The organism is Blastococcus sp. TF02A-26 (genome assembly GCF_003319125.1).
Classification (GTDB): domain Bacteria; phylum Actinomycetota; class Actinomycetes; order Mycobacteriales; family Geodermatophilaceae; genus Trujillonella.
The window spans coordinates 209,216-225,926 of sequence record NZ_QOHG01000003.1; the positions used below are offsets into that span (position 1 = coordinate 209,216).

Below are 16,711 nucleotides of genomic sequence, written 5' to 3' on the forward strand. Positions count from 1 at the left end.
CGGTGGTCGGGCCGGGTATGGAGCGGTCACGAGGCGCCCGATCGGGGGTGACGGCGCCTCCGGTGCACCGGTCCCGGGCGCCCGGCGATCCCGCCTGGTGCGCACGGCCGGACGGACTCAAGGAGACAGCTGTGATTGGTCAGATCATCGGGCTCATCGTCGTCGGGCTCATCATCGGTGCCCTCGCGCGGCTGATCACGCCGGGCAAGCAGCACATGAGCATCGTCGCGACGCTGGCCCTGGGCGTCGTCGGCGCCTTCATCGGCGGCACGATCGGCGGGCTGCTGAACGACAACACCAGCCCGTTCGAGCTCAACGTCCTCGGCTTCATCTTCGCCGTGGTCGCGGCGGTCCTGCTGGTCGGCATCGCCGAGCGGCTGTCCAGCGGTCGCAGCCGCGCCGTCCGCTGACGTCTGCCGGCCGCCGGGGAGCGGGACCGCACCCGCGGGACCGCCTCCCCGGCGTCGGCCGGCCGCCGGATCACCCCGTGAGCCGATCACCCCTCCCCCGGAGGGGTGATCCGTGCGTCCGGGGTCTCCTCCCCGGGCTCTCCGGAGCCGACCTTGAGGGCATGACCACCGCCCTCGTCCGCTCCACCACGTTCGTCGCCGCCCGCAGCCGGGCGCACGGCCCGACCGCGGCCCTCTGGCACGCCGTCGAGGTGCACCGCGACCCCAGCGAGGTCGACGGGGCCTGCGAGCTGACGCTCTGCGGCTCGCTCGCCCGCGTCAGCGTCGACCAGGCGTGGCCCGTCGCCGAGCGCGACGTCTGCGTCTCCTGCGTCGTCCTCGCCGGCTGACGACGGGGGCCACCCGGCCCCCGCGCCCCCTCAGGCCCCCTGCGCCAGCTCCGCGCGCAGCCGGGCCACCAGGTCCGACCGGGTGCCGGCCCCCAGCCGCCGGCGGATCCGGGAGACGTGGTGCTCCACCGTCTTCGCCGAGATGTACAGCCGGCCGCCGATCTCCCGGTAGGTCTGCCCCGCCACCACCAGCCGGGCCACCTCCCGCTCCCGGTCGCTGAGCGCGCCGGCCGTGGACGGGCAGGACGCCGGGGTGCCCGCCGGCGGCTCCTGCTCTCCCGCCGGGACGTCGGCCAGACCCCGCGCGCACGCCAGCAGTGCCGCCCGGGCCCGCGGCTCCACGGCCCGTGCAGCGGCCTGACCGGCCAGCCGTGAGCCGTCCCAGGCCAGGCCGACACCGGCCAGCTCCTGCGCCACCTCCACCACCCGGGCGTCGTCGACGTCGTCGGCCAGGACGCGCAGCCAGATCCGGCCCGCCCGGGCCAGCACGGCCGCGTAGGGGCTGGTCCGCGCCGCCCCCACCAGCTCCGCCGCGTGCGGCCGCAGCGCCGTCGGGTCGTCGGTCAGGATGGCCGCCTGTGCCGCGCTCCAGTGCAGCGCGGTGGCCCACAGCCGGGGGTTGCCCAGCCGCTCCAGCAGCGCCTGCGCGTCGGCGACGTGCGGCTCCAGCCGCGCGCCTTCCTCGAGCCGCGCGGCGGCGACCAGCAGCTCTCCGAGGGGGAGCAGGGTGAACAGGTCCATCGGGTGGCGCACGAGCGCCTCGGGCACGTGCTCCCAGGCGCGGGCCAGGCCGGGCACGTCCCCACCCCGGCGGGCGATGCCCACCTCCAGCGCGGTGGCGAAGAGGTCGTCGCGCGGCTCCAGCGACTCCGTTCCGCGGGCCTCGGCGAGCAGGTCCGTGGCCCGGGGCAACCGGCCGGTCAGCATCGACAGCCAGCCCAGCAGCAGCAGGTGCCGCGGCCGGCTCGGCGGTCCGCCCAGGTCCGCGGCGACCGCGCGCTGGAGCACCGACTCGGCGACCCCCAGCTCACCGCTGTGCACCGCGACCAGCGCGGCGAGGGCGGCCGGGGTGTCGGCCAGCAGGACCCCGCGGCCGACCGGTTCCAGGACGGCGGCGGCCCGGGTGAGCGTGGAGAGGGCGGCGGCCGCCGTGGCCGCGGTGTCCGCGCCGGGCTGCAACGAGGTGTGCACGCCCTGCGCCATGAGCTCCTCGCCCACCGAGAGCACCGTGGGCATCCGTCCCTCGGCCGTGGCCGCGCGGGAGAGCACCTCGAGGGCCTCCTCGCGGGCGCCGGTGGCCAGCAGCGCGACGGCGGTCGACCCGCTGCGCTCCCGGCCGGCCAGGCGGTAGAGGTCGGCGGCCCGGCGGAGCAGCCCGCGGCGGGCGAGGACCGCGGCCGTGACGCCGGCGGCGCAGGCGCGGTTCGGGTCGTCGGCGTCGGCCAGGGCTGCGTCGGCCCACCGGAGCGCGCCGTCGAGGTCTCCGGTGAGGGCGGCCGCCTGCGCCCGCTGGGCGGCGAGACCCGGGATGGGGGCGCCGCTGGACACCGCCTCCTCCAGCAGCCGCGAGGCCAGACCCGGGTCGTCGGCCAGCGCCGCCTCGCCCTGCCGCTGCAGCAGCTGCGCGGCACGGACGTCCCGGACGTGGTCGGCCGCCAGCGTGCGGGCCAGCGCCAGCGGCTCCTCGCCGCGGTCCAGCAGCAGACGCAGCAGCCGCCGGCGGGTGCTGCGCAGGGAGTCCGCCGGCGTGACCGCCAGCAGGATCCGGCGGATCAGGGGCACGAGCGTGCCGTCGGGCAGCAGCAGGCCGGTCGCCCGGGCCCGTGCGACGAGGTCGCCGGCGTCGTCGGGGTCCCGGTGGAGGACCTCCCCGAGCACCTCCTCGTCGACCGGTGCGCCCGCGGCGACCGCGGCCAGCAGCGCGGCGGTGCCCTCGTCCAGCGCGGCCAGCCCGGCGCGGGCCCGGTCGACCACCTCGTCGGGGACCACGAGGACCGCCGGGGCGGCGTCCCGGCCGGTGCCGATGCTGCGCAGCCCGCCGCGCCGCCGGGCGGCCAGCGCGTGCAGCATCGGGTGCACAAGCCCCGGCAGGCCGCCGGTCTCCGCGGTCACCGCGTCGACGAGCTCCGCGGGCACGGCGTCGCCCAGGAGCTCGCGGGCCCAGCTCAGCACCAGCGGGCGGTCGGCGTGCCCGAGGACGACCGAGCGCCGCGCCGTCATCCCCTCCACGAGCCGGACCAGTGGCGCCGGCCGCGGCCACGGCCGGAAGGCCAGCGTGAGCGCGACCCCCGGTCGGTACAGCAGCGCCCCGACGGAGCGGGCGGCGGCGGGGGTGAGCTGGTGGGCGTCGTCGACGAGGACCGCGCAGCGCTCGGGGAGGGCCTCGTGCCGGACGGCGCCGTCGTCGTCGCAGGGGACGTCGTCCAGCTCCAGCACGGGCACACCTCGCCGGCCGTGGGCGGCGGCGAGCTCGCCGAGGAGGACGGACTTCCCCGTGCCCCCGGGGCCCTGGACGGTCACCGGGGCAGCGGTGGCCCGGGAGCCGGTCACCAGGTCCTGGACGGTGGCGGCGACGGTCGGACGGCTGCCGGCCAGCAGCGTGCCCAGCGCGCAGACGTCGCCGGTCACGGGGTCACCGTCGCGGGCCCGTCGGTCACCGTGCCGGCAGCCGGTCCGGTGCTCTCGGTGCCGGTGGTCGGCTGGGGCGGAGGCGGCGAGTCCGACGTGGGGGTCGGGGTGGGCGTCGGCTCCGGAGCCGGGTCGGAGACGGGGGTCGGGGTGGGAGCCGGATCGGGCGTCGGCTCCGGGCCCGGATCCGCCGCCGCCGGGCCGGCCGGTGTGCCGGGAGCGCCGGCGATCGAGGCGTCGGTCGGCGGGTTCGCCGGGCCGGACGCGGCGCTGGTGCCGGCCGTCGAGCCGTCGGACACGGTGCTGTCGGCCGCGGTGCCGGGGGACGGCGTGCCGGCGGTCGTGCCGGCCGCGCCGGAGGGCGCCGAGCTCCGGGGCGCGGTGAGGCGCAGCAGGGGGCTCGGTGTGGTCGCCGGGTCCGCGGACGTGCCGGTCGGCCGCGCGGCCGCCAGGGACGTGGCCGGGGTCCCGGTGGCACCGGTGACCAGCAGTCCCGGCAGGCTCCGGCCGGCGGGCCCGCCCAGCGGACTGCCCGACGCGACCTGACCGCCGGGACCGCCCGTTCCGGCGACCGCGCTGTCGGGGGTGGCGCCACCGCCGACGTCGAAGACCGACGCCAGCGCGGGTGGCAGTGCCAGGAGAGCCACCACGGCACCCGCCACGACCGCCGTGCGCCGGGTCCCGCGCGGCGCCCGGGGCGGCGGGGAGAGGGTGGCCGGCCGGGACGGTGTCGTGGGCCGGACCGGGACGCGCGGCCCGCGGCCGGGTGCCGGGCTCCGCCGGGGGAGGGGGAGGACGGCCACGGCGCCCGCGGCCACGGCGTCCGCGGCGTCCGCGGCCACGGCGTCCGCGGCCACGGCGTCCGCGGCCAGGCGGGCCGCACCGAGGGCGCTGCTCAGCTCGGGGGCGTCGGCGACGAGCAGGGGCGCGGCCGACGCGCCGGACAGCACCTCGGCGAGCATCGGCGTCCGCGCCACCCCGCCGGCGAGGACGACGGCCGCCAGGTCGTCGGGGCCGAGCCCGGCGCCCTCCACCGCCTCACGCAGCGCGACGGCCGCCGCCTCCGCCGGCCCGGCGACGAGCTCGTCGACGTCCTCCCGGGTGAGGCGGACCGCTCCGTCACCACCGCCGGCCGGCACGGACGCGGTCGTGGCGGTGGACAGGGCCTCCCGTGCGGCCGTGCACGCCGCGCGCAGCGCCCCGTCGGCGGGGGTGCCCGCCGCCAGGTCACGGACGACGGCCAGGACGGCGTCGTCCAGGTCGCGGCCGCCCCAGGGTGCCGGCGCGGGCGGGGTCCCGCGGTGCGCGGCGCTGCCGTCGTCCGCCACCTCGACCACGGCGGTGTCCGACCGGTCGCTGCCCACGTCGTGGACGGCGACGGTGGCCGGCGCGGGCAGCTCGCCCAGCGCGAGGTGGTGCTGCACCGCGGCCACGGCGGTGGAGACGAGCGTGAACCTCGGTACCCCCGCCCCGTCGAGGGCGCGGGCGAGCGTGGCGCGGCGGTGCGGGCCCCAGGACGGCGGGACGGTGACGACGGTCCAGGCGTCGGCCCGGCCCTCCCGCTCGGCGGCGACGGCGCGGACGGCCTGCACGGCGCCGGCCAGCAGGTCCTCCGGCGGTACCGCGCGCTCCCCGGCGTGGACGGGGGTGGGCCGGCCGAGCCGGGAGGGGACCCGGGGGACCCCTCCGGGGTCACGGGCGCCGTGGCCGTAGCTGACCGCCCCTCCCTCCTCGGGGCGCAGGACCGCCGGTGCCGTCGTGCCGTCCCGGCCCAGCGCCAGGGGCACGGCGGCACCGGCTCCGCCTCCCTCGAGCCGGCACGTCGCTGCGGAGATGGTGCCGTCGCCGACGTCGATGCCGAGCCCGTACTCGTCGATGTGCACGGATGCCTCCTCACGCCGTCCCCCCGGGACCCCGACCCCGGGGCCTCAGCGGCTCCCGGAAGCTAGCCAGCGGAGGACGCTCCTGTGTCGGATCCCGTCGTCCGGCCGGTGAATCCGCGGCAACCAGGGGGCGACACCCCCCGTGCCCTGACGATGCGTGACCGGTTCCCCCCCAACACCGCTGTCGAAGGAGGGGGATCTCCCCCGATGCCCCGACACCGGTGCCCGGCATCCACTTCCGGGGCCAGCCGGCCGACGGCGGACGGCTCGACACCGGAGGAACCACGATGACGATGCTCGCCAGTTCCGTGCTCGACTTCATCCTCGGCCTGTTCGGCGACGAGGACGCCGCCCGGGCCTTCGCCGACGACCCGGAGCAGGCGCTGGCCGACGCCGGCCTGCCGGACGTCTCACCGGCCGAGGTGCACGACCTCATGCCGATGGTCGCCGGCTACAGCCCCGGTGGCTGGCACCACGCCCCCGTGCACCACCCGAAGCCGGACCACTGCGACGACGACGGGCCCGTCGTCCGGCCGGTCGACCACTGCGACGACCACCACGCGCCCAAGCCGGTCGATCCCTGCGACGACGACGACAAGCCGCACATGCCGAAGCCGGTGGACCACTGCGACGACGACAAGCCGGACCACCACCACCACGGACCGGTCCCCGCCGGGTCCGAGACGACGGTCATCGCGCACGTGCAGAACATCCAGGTGACGCACGTCCAGAACACGTTCACCTACACCGACGCCTCGACCAACATCTGGGTCAAGGGCGACGCGGACCTCATCTTCGGCGGCGACGGCGACGACGTGATCGTCGACGACAACGAGGGCGACGTCGAGATCGGCAACACGACGACCGTCATCAAGGACAACAACGTCGCCATCGGCAACCACGGCCAGGTCGCCCAGGACGAGTCGAGCAACTCCTCGCACGACGGCGACATCACCGTCGGGCCCGTCCTGGTCGAGACCGGCCCGGGCAGCATCGTCGGCGGCCACCAGGTCGGCAGCGAGAACGACGGCGAGGGCAACACCAGCGTGGGCGGCGTGGGCAACGCCGTGGGCGACGACTCGGACGCCGGCATCGAGGACGTCTACGTGGGCAACGAGGTCTCCGGCAACGCGTCCACGGTCAACGGTGACGTCGAGGACGTCGACCAGTCGCACGACTTCCAGTCCGACCTCGAGGACACCGAGATCGACCAGTCCCACGACTTCCAGTCCGACCTCGAGGACACCGAGATCGACCAGTCCCACGACTTCCAGTCCGACGTGGACGGGGACATCGACCAGTCCCACGACCTCGCGTCCGACATCAACGTCATCGGCAACGACCACAACGCCATCGGCAACGACGACGTCGGGATCGGCAACGACGACGGGATCGGTAACGACGACGGGATCGGTAACGACGACGTCGTGGTCGTCGTCCCGGTCGTCACGGGCGACCCGATGGTCGGCTGACCGCACCCGATCCGGCCCGGTGCCGGCTCCCCTGACGGAGCCGGCACCGGGTCCGTTCCCGTTCGCCGCTCCCGACAGGAGGACGCCCCCGTGCCGACCCCCGGTGCACTGCTCGACCGCGCGCTCGCCCTCACCGCCCTGTGCGAACGCCCCGACCTGCACCGGCGGCTGACCCGCGTCAAGCAGCGGGTCGAGGCGCCCAGCGTGCGGGTGCTGGTCGTCGGCGAGCCCAAGCAGGGCAAGAGCTCGCTGGTCAACGCCCTGGTGGGCGCCCCGGTGTGCCCGGTCGCCGACGACGTCGCGACCACCGTCCCCACCGTCGTGCGGTCGGGGGAGAGCCCCCGCGCCGAGCTGCTCCTCGCCGGGGCGGCGGCGGGCGACGACGGCGGGGGGACGACGACGCGGCTGCCCGTCCCGATCGAGACCGTCGCCGCCCGGGTGACCGGGACGGCGGCCGAGGGCGTCCTGCAGGCGGAGGTCGAGCTGCCCCGGCGGTTGCTCGCCGACGGCCTCGAGCTGGTCGACACCGCCGGCGTCGGCGGGGTGGGGGCCGCGCACTCGCCGACGACGATCGACCTGCTCCCCAGCGCCGACGCCGTCCTGTTCGTCTCGGACGCCAGTCAGGAGTTCACCGCCCCCGAGCTGGCGTTCCTCACCCAGGCGGCGGCGCTGTGCCCCACGGTGGTCTGCGTCCTCACCAAGACCGACGCGTGCCCGGACTGGCGGCGGATCGCCGAGCTGGACCGGGCGCACCTGCACGCCGCGGAGGTACCGGCGGAGGTGCTGCCCGTGTCCGCGACGCTCGGCGTCCTCGCCCTGACGACGCAGGACCGGGAGCTGCAGGAGGAGTCGGGGATCGGTGCGCTGGCCCGGTACCTGCGCCGGGAGGTCGTCGAGCGGGCCGAGGCGCTGTCGCGGCGGGCGCTCGTGCACGACCTCTCCTCGGTGGCCGAGCACCTGGCGCTGGCCGTCCGCACGGAGCTGCGCGGGCTGGAGGACCCCGACGGCCGTGAGGAGCTCGTCGGCGAGCTGGAGGAGGCCCGGGTCGCCGTCGAGGAGCTCCGCCGCCGCTCCTCGCGCTGGCAGCAGACGCTCGCCGACGGCGTCACCGACCTGCTGGCCGACATCGACCACGACCTGCGCGACCGCTCCCGGGTGGTCACCCGCGAGGCCGAGGAGGCGATCGACGCCGGCGACCCCGGCCCCGCGTGGCGGGAGCTGGCCGAGTGGCTCGACCAGTGCATCGCGCTCGCCGTCGCCGACAGCTTCGTCTGGGCCGAGCAGCGCTCGCAGTTCCTCGCCGAGCAGGTGATCGGCCAGTTCACCGCCGACAGCGGCACCGCGCTGCCGGAGCTCACCGTGGGCAGCGCGGCCGAGGCGCTGGAGACGCTGGTGGACCTCCCGGCGATCGACAGCGGCGCCCTGCCGCTGCGGGAGCGGGTCCTCATCGGGCTGCGCGGCTCCTACACCGGCGTCCTCATGACCGGGCTGGTGACGAGCCTGGCCGGGTTGGCCATCATCAACCCGTTCTCGCTGGCCGCCGGCGTGCTCATGGGCCGCCGGGCGTACCGCGACGACAAGGCCCAGCGGCTGTCGCGCCGGCAGTCCGAGGCGAAGTCGATCGTGCGCCGGCACCTGGACGAGGTGGTCTTCCAGGTCGGCAAGCAGCTCAAGGACCGGCTGCGGTTGGTCCAGCGCACCCTGCGGGACACGATCACCGACACGGTGGACGAGATGTCGCAGTCGCTGGCCGACGCGGTCAAGGCCGCGCAGCGGGCCAGCCGGTCGGCCACCGCGGAGCGGGACGCGCAGGTCCGCGCGGTGCGCCAGCGGCTCGCCGAACTCGACCGGCTGGCCCGCGACGTCCGGTCCCTCGAGCCGGGCCTGACGGGAGGCACGCGGTGACCGCGCCGGCGGAGGAGGACCCGGTCGAGCAGGTCCGGGCGCTGCTGGGGGAGGCCCTCGAGGTGTACGCCGACGAGCCCGCTGCGGCCTCGCGGCTGAGCGCCGTCCGGCAGCGGATGGACGAGCCGCTGCGCATCGCCCTGGTCGGCCGGGTCAAGGCGGGCAAGTCCACCCTGCTCGACGCGCTGGTCGGGGCCCGGCTGGCGCCCACCGACGCGGGCGAGTGCACCCGCGTGGTCACCGTCTACCGGTACGGGCGGATCCCGAAGGTGGTGCTGCACGACACGGCGGGGACGTCGCGGGTCCTGCCGGCACGCCGGGTCGGCGGCGGGCTGCGGCTGGACCTGGGCGGGTCCGCGCCGGAGGACGTCGCGCAGGTGGTGGTCGAGTGGCCCGCGCCCGAGCTGGAGGCGGCGACGCTCGTCGACAGCCCCGGCCTGGCCTCCCTGTCGACCGACGCCAGCGACCGGACCACCTCCTTCCTCGAGGCCGGGGACGGCGTGCCGGGCGTGGACGCCGTCCTCTACCTCACCCGCCACCTGCAGCCCGACGACGTCGCCGCGCTCACCTCCTTCCAGGCCGCGGCGGCCGCGGCGGGCCGGCACACCGCCACGCTCACGGTGCTGTCCCGGGCCGACGAGGTGGGCGGCGCGCGACTGGACGCCCTGCAGGCGGCGGCCGCCGTCGCCCGCCGGATGTCCGCCGACCCGGCCATCGCCGCGGTCACCTCGGCCGTCGTCCCGGTCGCGGGACTGCTGGCGCTGGGCGCGCGCACGCTGCGGCACGGGGACGTGGTCGCGCTGCGCGCCCTCGCGGCGGCCGACCGGACCGCCGTGGCGGCGATGCTGCTCACCACCGACCGGTTCCTGCGCGCCGAGGCGCCGGTCGAGGTCTCGCCGACGGTGCGGGCCGGGCTGCTCGAGCGGCTGGGCCTGTTCGGGGTCCGGCTGGCGGTCGCCCTGGTCCACGCCGGGATCGGCGACGCCGCGACCCTGGCCGACGAGCTCCTCCGCCGCTCCGGTCTGCCCGAGCTCCAGCGGCTCCTGCAGGTCCACTTCACCGGCCGCGGGAGGCAGTTGCGCGTCGCGGCGGCCCTGCAGGTGGTCGGGGACCTGCTCCGGACCTCGCCCCGCCCGGGCACGGAGGGGCTCGCCGAGGCGGTGGAGCGCATCCGCCTGGCCGCCGTCGACGTCGACGAGCTCGCGCTGCTGGCCCGCCTGCGGGCGGCCGACGACCTGCTGCCGCCCGGGCTGCGTGCCGAGGCGCAGCGGCTCCTCGGCGCCGAGGGCACCGCCGCGGCGTCGCGGCTGGGGCTGTCCGGCGACGGCTCCGCCGAGGAGCTGCGGGGAGCCGCGCAGGACGCCGTGGCCCGCTGGCGGCAGGTCACCACCGATCCGGCGCTGGACCGGCCGGCCACCGACGCCGCGGACGTCGTCCTCGCCTCGTGCGAGGCGCTCCTGACCGGACTCGGTCGCGCGCCGGCGCTCAGGACGTAGCGGCGCTCAGGACGTAGCGGCGCTCAGCCAGCGGCGGGAGGACCGCCACCACAGCGCGACGAGCGCCGCCACGACGAGTCCGGCCTGCGTGATGGCCGCGATCCGGTCGATCTCGGCGCCGCCGGAGAGGGTGCTCTGCGTCAGGTCGGCGAGCAGCAGGGCCGGCAGCGCCGTGACCAGCAGCGCCCAGCGGGCCCACGCGCGGCGGCGCAGCACCAGCCGCAGCCAGACCAGCGACAGCAGAGCCAGGACCAGCGTGCTGCCCAGCACCGCGACCAGCAGGACGCGCACGCCGTCGGCGACCACGTCGGCCGGCGCGTCGGGGTCGGTCTCCACGGCCAGCGCGGTCAGCCGCTCCCGCAGGGCCACCCGGTCCAGCGCGGCGGCGACCACGGTGACGACCGCGGCCAGCGCCGCGGCCCGCCACAGCAGCGCCGAGACCCCCAGCGCCCGCGGGCGGGGGTCGGTCGGCCGGCCGCTCGGCGGGACGAGGTCGCAGGTGAGCGGCGGCCGTGGCGGCGGGGCCGCCACGTTCCCCTCGAGCCGGGTCGGCCGCCGGGGCGGGAGCGGCCGCTCACCGGTGGCGGTCCTCTCACCGGCTGCGGCTCCCGGTCGCAGTGCCTGCTCGGTCACGAGCTCCCCCTCCGTCGGACGACGACGGCAGGAGGGTCCCAAGCGGACCGCCCGTCGGGGGACCGGTCCGTCCCGCCGTCCGGAGGAGAGCTGTGTCCCCGACGCCCGGCAGTGCCGCGGCTGCGCTCAGTGACCGGTGCTCAGTGACCGGTGAACACGGCCGGCCGCTTGGCCAGGAACGCCTCGACCGCCTCGCGGTGGTCGACGCTCGTGCCCAGCGGCGTCTGCAGGCGGGCCTCGAGGGCGAGGGTCTCCTCGAGGGAGTCGGTGGCGGCCGTCGCCAGCACGGTCTTGACCGCGCGGTAGGCGGCCGTCGGGCCGGCGGCCAGTCGCATGGCGAGCGCCCGGGCCTCGGCGGCGACCTGCTCGGCCGGCACGACCCGGTGCACCAGGCCCCACTGCTCGGCGGTCTCGGCCGGGAAGGGCTCGGGGAGGAGCAGCAGCTGGGCGGCCCGCGAGCCGCCGACGCAGTGCACCAGCCGGGAGGCGAGCGCCGAGTCGCTGGACAGGCCGATGCCCGTGAAGGCGGTGGTGAACTTGGCCCCGGCCGCGGCGACCCGGAGGTCGCCGGCCAGCGCGAGCCCGAGACCGGCGCCGGCGCAGGCGCCGTTGATGCCGACCACCACGGGCACCCGCAGCCCGGACAGCGCCAGGACCAGCGGGTTGTACTCGTCCTCGACGATCGACAGGGACGTCGCGGCGTTCCCGCGGAGCGACTCGACGTGCTCGGCCAGGTCCTGCCCGACGCAGAAGGCGCGCCCGCTCCCGGTCAGGAGGACCGCCCGGACCGACTCGTCGGCGGCCACGTCGGTGACGACGGCGGTCAGGTCGCGCCGCAGGGCCGAGGTCAGCCCCGGCTGCAGCAGCGTGATGGTCGCGACGCCGTCCGCGTCCTGCCGGGTCACCGTGTCCGCCATCGTCGTCCTCCCGTGCCGTGCCGGTCGCGACCACCGCGACCGGGCGACACCCTGCCACGCGCCCGCGCGGCGCCTCAGGCCCCCCGATCCCGCAGCTCGCGGCGGAGGATCTTGCCGGTCACCGTCTTGGGCAGCTCGTCGACGACCTCGACCTGGCGCGGGTACTTGTAGGCGGCCATCCGCTCCCGGCAGTGCGCGATCAGCTCCTCCGGGGTGACCTGCGCCCCGGCCTTGAGGCTGACGTAGGCCTTGACCGTCTCGCCGCGCTTCTCGTCGGGCACGCCGACGACGGCGGACTCGCGCACCGCCGGGTGCTCGGCCAGCACGTCCTCGACCTCGCGCGGCCAGACCTTGTAGCCGGACGCGTTGATCATGTCCTTCTTGCGGTCGACGATGTACACCCAGCCGTCGGGGTCCATGAACCCGACGTCGCCGCTGCGCAGGGCCCCGCCGGGCAGGTTCGCCGCGGTCTCCTCCGGCTTCCGCCAGTACCCGGCGACGACCTGGGGGCCCTCGGCGACGATCTCGCCCACCTCGCCGAGCGGGAGGTCGCGGTGCTCGTCGTCCTGGATGCGGACGACGGTGCTCGGCGCCGGCGTCCCCACCGACAGCGCGCCCGAGGTCGGGTCGACCGGCGACGGTGAGCCGAAGGGCGTCACGGTCATCGGCGACGTCGTCTCCGTGAGGCCGTAGGCGTTGTGCACCTGGATGCCCGTCGCCTCTCGGAACGCCTTCTCCGCCGTCGGGGAGATCGCCGCGCCGCCGGAGTAGACGGAGGTGAACGAGGAGAAGTGGTCACGCGTGAAGCCGGGGGCGTTGAGCAGCGCGTTCAGCGCGGTGATCGCGCCGATGGTGAAGGTCGGCCGGTGCTCCAGGAGCGCGTCGAGCACCACCTGCGGCTCGAACCGGTAGGCCAGCACCAGCGGCGCCGGCACCAGCATGCTGACCGCGATGTGGCCGATCAGCCCGGTGATGTGGAACAGCGGGGCGATGCCGAAGATCGACCCGTCCCGGCCGGCGTGCGCCCAGTCCCGGTAGACCTGCGCGGTGAAGACGACGTTGCGGTGGGTGTTCATCGCGCCCTTGGGCACGCCGGTCGTGCCCGAGGTGTAGGTCAGGAACGCGACGTCGTCCGGGGTGAGGTGGACCGGCGGGGGCACCTGCCCGCGGTACCGCCCGGCGAACTCCAGCAGGTCCTCGGTGCCCTCGTGCCGCTGCCGCTGCGTGCCGGCGAACAGCCGCTCGTCGTCGCGGGTCTGGAAGTCCAGCTCGCTGGTGGTCAGGACCAGCCGGACGTCGGTGTCGGGCACCACGTCCCGCGCGACCTGGTCGTAGAGGGTCTCGAGGGAGAGCAGCACCGTGGCGCCGGAGTCCGCGAGCAGGTACGACAGCTCGCGCGTCCGGCTCATCGGGTTGATCGACACCATGACGCCGCCGGCCTTCCAGGTCGCCACCATCGCGATGACGAACTGGGGCACGTTCTGCAGGTAGACGGCGAGCCGATCGCCCGGCGCGAACCCCGAGGCGAGCAGCCCGGCGGCGAGCGCGTCGCTGAGCTCGTCGAGCTCCCGCCGGGTGACCGTGCCGTCGAAGTAGTGCAGGGCGACGCCGTCGGGGTCCCGCGCGACCCCGGCGCGGTACATCTCCAGGGCGTCGCCGCACTCGATCTCGTAGTCGGCCGGCTGCCCCTCGGCGTACCGGGCCAGCCAGGGGCGCTCGTCGTAGACACCCACGTCCGGCCTACTTGATCGCCAGCGGGTTGACCGGCGAGCCGGTGGCCAGGTGGATCTTCAGCGGGGCGGCGGCCCAGAGGAACGTGAACTGGCCGTCCTCGGCGCAGTCGGCGGCCAGTTCCTCCAGGTCGCAGATCTCGGTGAGGGTCACGCCGAGGTTGCGCATCAGGGCGCAGTGCAGCGGGAGGGCGGTGCCGTTGTTGGGGTCGAAGGTGACCTCGTTGGCGATGGTGTCGGTCGCCAGGTTCGGGATCTCCATGTCCTGGAACCAGCGCACCAGCTCGGGGCTGTAGACCAGCCCGGGCTCGTTGAAGCCCTCGTAGAACGCGTCGCCCTGCTCGTGGAACAGCTGCAGGAAGTTCGTGCGGATGACCAGGACGTCGTGCTTCTCGATCGGCGTGCCCTGGGCCTCCGCGCAGGCCACCAGGTCCTCGTGGGTGAACGTCTCGCCCTTGTCCAGGGTCGGCTTCCCGCGGAAGCGGGCCATGTCCAGCAGGATGCCGCGGCCCACCACGCCGCGCCGGGCGATCGGCTCGACGCCGGCCTTCTGCATGCCGCCGACGGTGGTGCGGGCGTCGTAGCCGTTCCAGATCTGGCCGCCGTACCAGACGTGGCCCAGCGCGTCGTACTGCGTGGAGCCCTGGAGGAAGGCGTTGATCTTGTCGTCGGCGTAGTGCAGGCCGCCGGGGAACTGCGGGGCGTCGGGGGAGTCCCAGCTGGACTCGTCGAGGATCTGGGTGCGCTCGGCCGGCGTGCGCCCGGGCCACACCGGGTCGCCCTTCGGGTCGCCGATCAGCCGCTGGAGGGTGAAGACCTTGCCCTGGCGGACGTGCCGGATCCCGCGCAGGACCTCGTCCGCGGTCAGGTAGTTCAGCGAGCCGACCTCGTCGTCCTCACCCCACTTGCCCCAGTTGGTGGGGGAGTCGGCCAGGACCTCGGTCATGTCGGGGGCGTCGGGCACGTCGGTCTCCTCGTGGTGGAAGCGGGGGTGTGCCCACCGTCACAGCACGGACGAGGTCGGACAAGGCGGGGAAGGACCCGTGCAACGTCCTCGCAACGTCCGACCGACGTCCGACCGACGTCCGACCGACGTCCGACCGACGCTGAGTCAGTTGTGCGACACCAGTTGGTGCACCCAACCAGGATGAGTAAGGTGTGCCTGCCCTTGGTCAGCCGACGGGGCACACCGAGTTCCCGCGGGGGCACCATGGGCCAGGCGTTCCTCGCCAGCTACCTGATCGGCCTCCGGGAGGGGCTGGAGGCCACCCTGGTGGTGAGCATCCTCGTCGCCTACCTGGTCAAGGCCGACCGGCGTCGGCAGCTGCTCCCGCTGTGGGCGGGTGTCGCCGCCGCGGTCGGCCTGTCGGTCCTGTTCGGCTTCCTGCTGACCTACACCGAGACCCGCCTGCTGGCCGACTACCGGTCGCGGGAGCTGTTCGAGGCGATCACGTCGGTCCTGGCCGTCGTCCTCGTCACCTGGATGATCTTCTGGATGCGCCGGACGGCGCGGAAGCTCAAGGGTGAGCTCACCGGCCAGCTGGCGCAGGCCCTGGGCATGGGCACGCTGGCCGTGGCCGGCGTCGCCTTCCTCTCCGTGGTCCGCGAGGGCCTGGAGACGACGCTGCTCTTCTACGCCGCCGCGCAGGGGGCGAGCACGACCTCCACCCCGCTGGTGGCGATCTCCGCCGGGGTGCTCACCGCCGTCGTCCTCGGGTTCGGTCTCTACGCCGGCGCCATCCGGGTCGACCTGTCGAAGTTCTTCACCGTCAGCGGCGTGCTGCTCGTCCTCGTCGCCGCCGGCATCCTCAAGTACGGCGTGCACGACTTCCAGGAGGCCGGGGTCCTGCCCGGCCTGACCACGCAGGCGTTCGACATCTCCGGCGTCCTCGACCCCAACAGCTGGTACGGCGCGGCGATCGCCGGGATGTTCAACATCACCGCAGCGCCCACGGTGCTGGAGATGGTCGCCTACGTCGCCTACCTGGTCCCGGTGCTGGCCCTGTTCCTGTGGCCGGCCCGCACACCTCCCCGCACCACCGCCCGCCAGACCCCCACCACCCAGTCGGAGACCCCCCAGCATGTCCGTTCGTGACCGTCGCAGCCGCCGTCTCCCCCTCGTCGCCGTCGGGGTGCTCGCGGCCCTGACCGCCGCCGCCTGTGCCTCCGACGACGGCGACTCGGGCGGCTCCGGCAGCGCCGCCGCCGACACGATCGCGGTCGCCGCGTCCGACGACGCCTGCGAGGTCGACGCCGCCGAGCTGCCCGCCGGCACGCACAGCTTCGAGATCTCCAACGGCGGCTCGCAGGTCACCGAGTTCTACGTCTACGCCGAGGGCGACCGCGTCATGGGCGAGGTCGAGAACATCGCCCCCGGCCTGACCCGCGAGCTGCTGGTCGAGCTGCCCGCCGGGGACTACGAGACCGCCTGCAAGCCCGGCATGGTCGGCGACGGGATCCGCTCGGACCTGACCGTGACCGGCGAGGCCGAGCAACTCGGCGAGGACGAGACGCTCGCCCGGGCCGGCGAGGACTACCAGCGCTACGTGCAGAGCCAGACCGGCGCGCTGCTCGAGCAGACCACCGCGTTCGTCGACGCCGTCAAGGCCGGGGACATCGAGGGCGCCAAGACGCTCTTCCCCGTCGCGCGCACCTACTGGGAGCGCATCGAGCCCGTGGCGGAGGTCTTCGGCGACCTCGACCCGCTGATCGACGGCCGCGAGGGCGACCAGGAGCCGGGCCAGGACTTCACCGGCTTCCACCGCATCGAGCAGGCGCTGTGGGTCGCCGGCGACGTCTCCGACATGGGCCCGTACGCCGACCAGCTGCTGGCGAACGTCCAGGAGATCGTGGCGCTGGCGAACGAGGAGACCCTGGACCCGCTGCAGCTGGCCAACGGCGCCAAGGCGCTGCTCGACGAGATCGCCACGGGCAAGATCACCGGCGAGGAGGACCGCTACTCGCACACCGACCTGTGGGACTTCGCGGCCAACCTCGAGGGCTCCGAGGCCGCCGTCCAGGCGCTGCGGCCGTTCCTGGAGGAGGCCGAGCCGGAGCTCGTGACGGAGATCGACGAGCGGTTCGCCGCGGCCGAGGCGGAGCTGGAACAGTACCGGTCCGGCGACGGTTGGATGCTCCACGACCAGCTCACCGAGGAGCAGCTGCGCGGGCTGAGCGACAGCATCACCGCCCTCTCGGAGTCCGTGGGCCAGGTCGCCTCCGTCGTCGCCGACCGCTGATGAAGGACG

13 protein-coding genes are annotated in these 16,711 nt (G+C 75.5%); 7 read left to right on the forward strand and 6 right to left on the reverse strand.

Annotated features, from left to right (window positions below; genetic code table 11):
- Positions 1 to 131: 131 nt before the first annotated feature.
- Positions 132 to 410 (forward strand): GlsB/YeaQ/YmgE family stress response membrane protein, encoded by a 279-nt coding sequence (locus DQ240_RS04730; protein WP_233498502.1) that lies wholly within the window; start codon positions 132 to 134, stop codon positions 408 to 410.
- Between the two features lie 161 nt (positions 411 to 571).
- A complete protein-coding gene (locus DQ240_RS04735) occupies positions 572 to 799 on the forward strand; it encodes a hypothetical protein (RefSeq protein WP_113838448.1) in 228 nt (75 codons plus the stop codon).
- A gap of 30 nt (positions 800 to 829) precedes the next feature.
- Here the strand turns inward: DQ240_RS04735 and DQ240_RS04740 are convergent, their stop codons facing one another.
- Complete coding sequence (locus DQ240_RS04740; protein ID WP_113838449.1) at positions 830 to 3,427, reverse strand: helix-turn-helix transcriptional regulator; 2,598 nt, start codon at positions 3,425 to 3,427, stop codon at positions 830 to 832.
- Positions 3,424 to 5,310 (reverse strand): Hsp70 family protein, encoded by a 1,887-nt coding sequence (locus DQ240_RS24375; protein ID WP_113838450.1) that lies wholly within the window; start codon positions 5,308 to 5,310, stop codon positions 3,424 to 3,426. Before DQ240_RS24375 ends, DQ240_RS04740 begins: the two co-directional genes overlap by 4 nt.
- Before the next feature lie 287 nt (positions 5,311 to 5,597).
- On the opposite strand from DQ240_RS24375, the gene DQ240_RS23195 reads away from it, so the two are divergent.
- The 3 genes from DQ240_RS23195 (at position 5,598) to DQ240_RS04760 (ending at position 10,183) form a co-directional block, all read left to right on the forward strand.
- Positions 5,598 to 6,782, forward strand: coding sequence for an IniB N-terminal domain-containing protein (locus DQ240_RS23195; RefSeq protein ID WP_158548529.1), 1,185 nt, complete (start codon positions 5,598 to 5,600; stop codon positions 6,780 to 6,782).
- A 90-nt stretch (positions 6,783 to 6,872) separates the two neighbouring features.
- The gene (locus DQ240_RS04755; protein ID WP_113838451.1) at positions 6,873 to 8,687 is read left to right on the forward strand and encodes a dynamin family protein; all 1,815 of its coding nucleotides are present in this window, start codon (positions 6,873 to 6,875) and stop codon (positions 8,685 to 8,687) included.
- Positions 8,684 to 10,183: a dynamin family protein gene (locus DQ240_RS04760; protein WP_113838452.1), complete on the forward strand. Its 1,500-nt coding sequence runs from the start codon at positions 8,684 to 8,686 to the stop codon at positions 10,181 to 10,183. Before DQ240_RS04755 ends, DQ240_RS04760 begins: the two co-directional genes overlap by 4 nt.
- Positions 10,184 to 10,189: 6 nt before the next feature.
- On the opposite strand, the gene DQ240_RS04765 is transcribed toward DQ240_RS04760, so the two are convergent.
- From DQ240_RS04765 to DQ240_RS04780, 4 genes are all read right to left on the reverse strand, one after another.
- Entirely contained in the window at positions 10,190 to 10,816 is a 627-nt protein-coding gene (locus tag DQ240_RS04765) for a hypothetical protein (RefSeq protein WP_113838453.1), read from the reverse strand.
- A gap of 140 nt (positions 10,817 to 10,956) precedes the next feature.
- Positions 10,957 to 11,733: an enoyl-CoA hydratase-related protein gene (locus DQ240_RS04770; protein ID WP_113838454.1), complete on the reverse strand. Its 777-nt coding sequence runs from the start codon at positions 11,731 to 11,733 to the stop codon at positions 10,957 to 10,959.
- A gap of 74 nt (positions 11,734 to 11,807) precedes the next feature.
- Positions 11,808 to 13,466 (reverse strand): AMP-binding protein, encoded by a 1,659-nt coding sequence (locus DQ240_RS04775; protein WP_113838455.1) that lies wholly within the window; start codon positions 13,464 to 13,466, stop codon positions 11,808 to 11,810.
- Between the two features lie 7 nt (positions 13,467 to 13,473).
- On the reverse strand, positions 13,474 to 14,427 hold the full coding sequence (locus DQ240_RS04780) for a cyclase family protein (protein ID WP_113838456.1): 954 nt from the start codon (positions 14,425 to 14,427) through the stop codon (positions 13,474 to 13,476).
- Positions 14,428 to 14,673: 246 nt separating this feature from the next.
- Here DQ240_RS04780 and efeU point away from each other — a divergent pair, with 246 nt between their 5' ends.
- Positions 14,674 to 15,558, forward strand: a complete 885-nt coding sequence (efeU, locus tag DQ240_RS04785; protein ID WP_113838457.1) for an iron uptake transporter permease EfeU — start codon at positions 14,674 to 14,676, stop codon at positions 15,556 to 15,558.
- Positions 15,545 to 16,702, forward strand: a complete 1,158-nt coding sequence (efeO, locus tag DQ240_RS04790; RefSeq protein ID WP_113838458.1) for an iron uptake system protein EfeO — start codon at positions 15,545 to 15,547, stop codon at positions 16,700 to 16,702. The genes efeU and efeO overlap by 14 nt, the downstream gene beginning before the upstream one ends.
- The last annotated feature ends 9 nt before the right edge of the window (positions 16,703 to 16,711 follow it).

What these genes read in the sequence shown, in the direction of transcription:
- efeO (WP_113838458.1), top strand. Translation starts at nt 15,545, where the DNA reads ATGTCCGTTCGTGACCGTCGCAGCCGCCGTCTCCCCCTCGTCGCCGTC.
- DQ240_RS04735 (WP_113838448.1), top strand. Translation starts at nt 572, where the DNA reads ATGACCACCGCCCTCGTCCGCTCCACCACGTTCGTCGCCGCCCGCAGC.
- efeU (WP_113838457.1), top strand. Translation starts at nt 14,674, where the DNA reads ATGGGCCAGGCGTTCCTCGCCAGCTACCTGATCGGCCTCCGGGAGGGG.
- DQ240_RS23195 (WP_158548529.1), top strand. Translation starts at nt 5,598, where the DNA reads ATGACGATGCTCGCCAGTTCCGTGCTCGACTTCATCCTCGGCCTGTTC.
- DQ240_RS04770 (WP_113838454.1), bottom strand. Translation starts at nt 11,733, where the DNA reads ATGGCGGACACGGTGACCCGGCAGGACGCGGACGGCGTCGCGACCATC.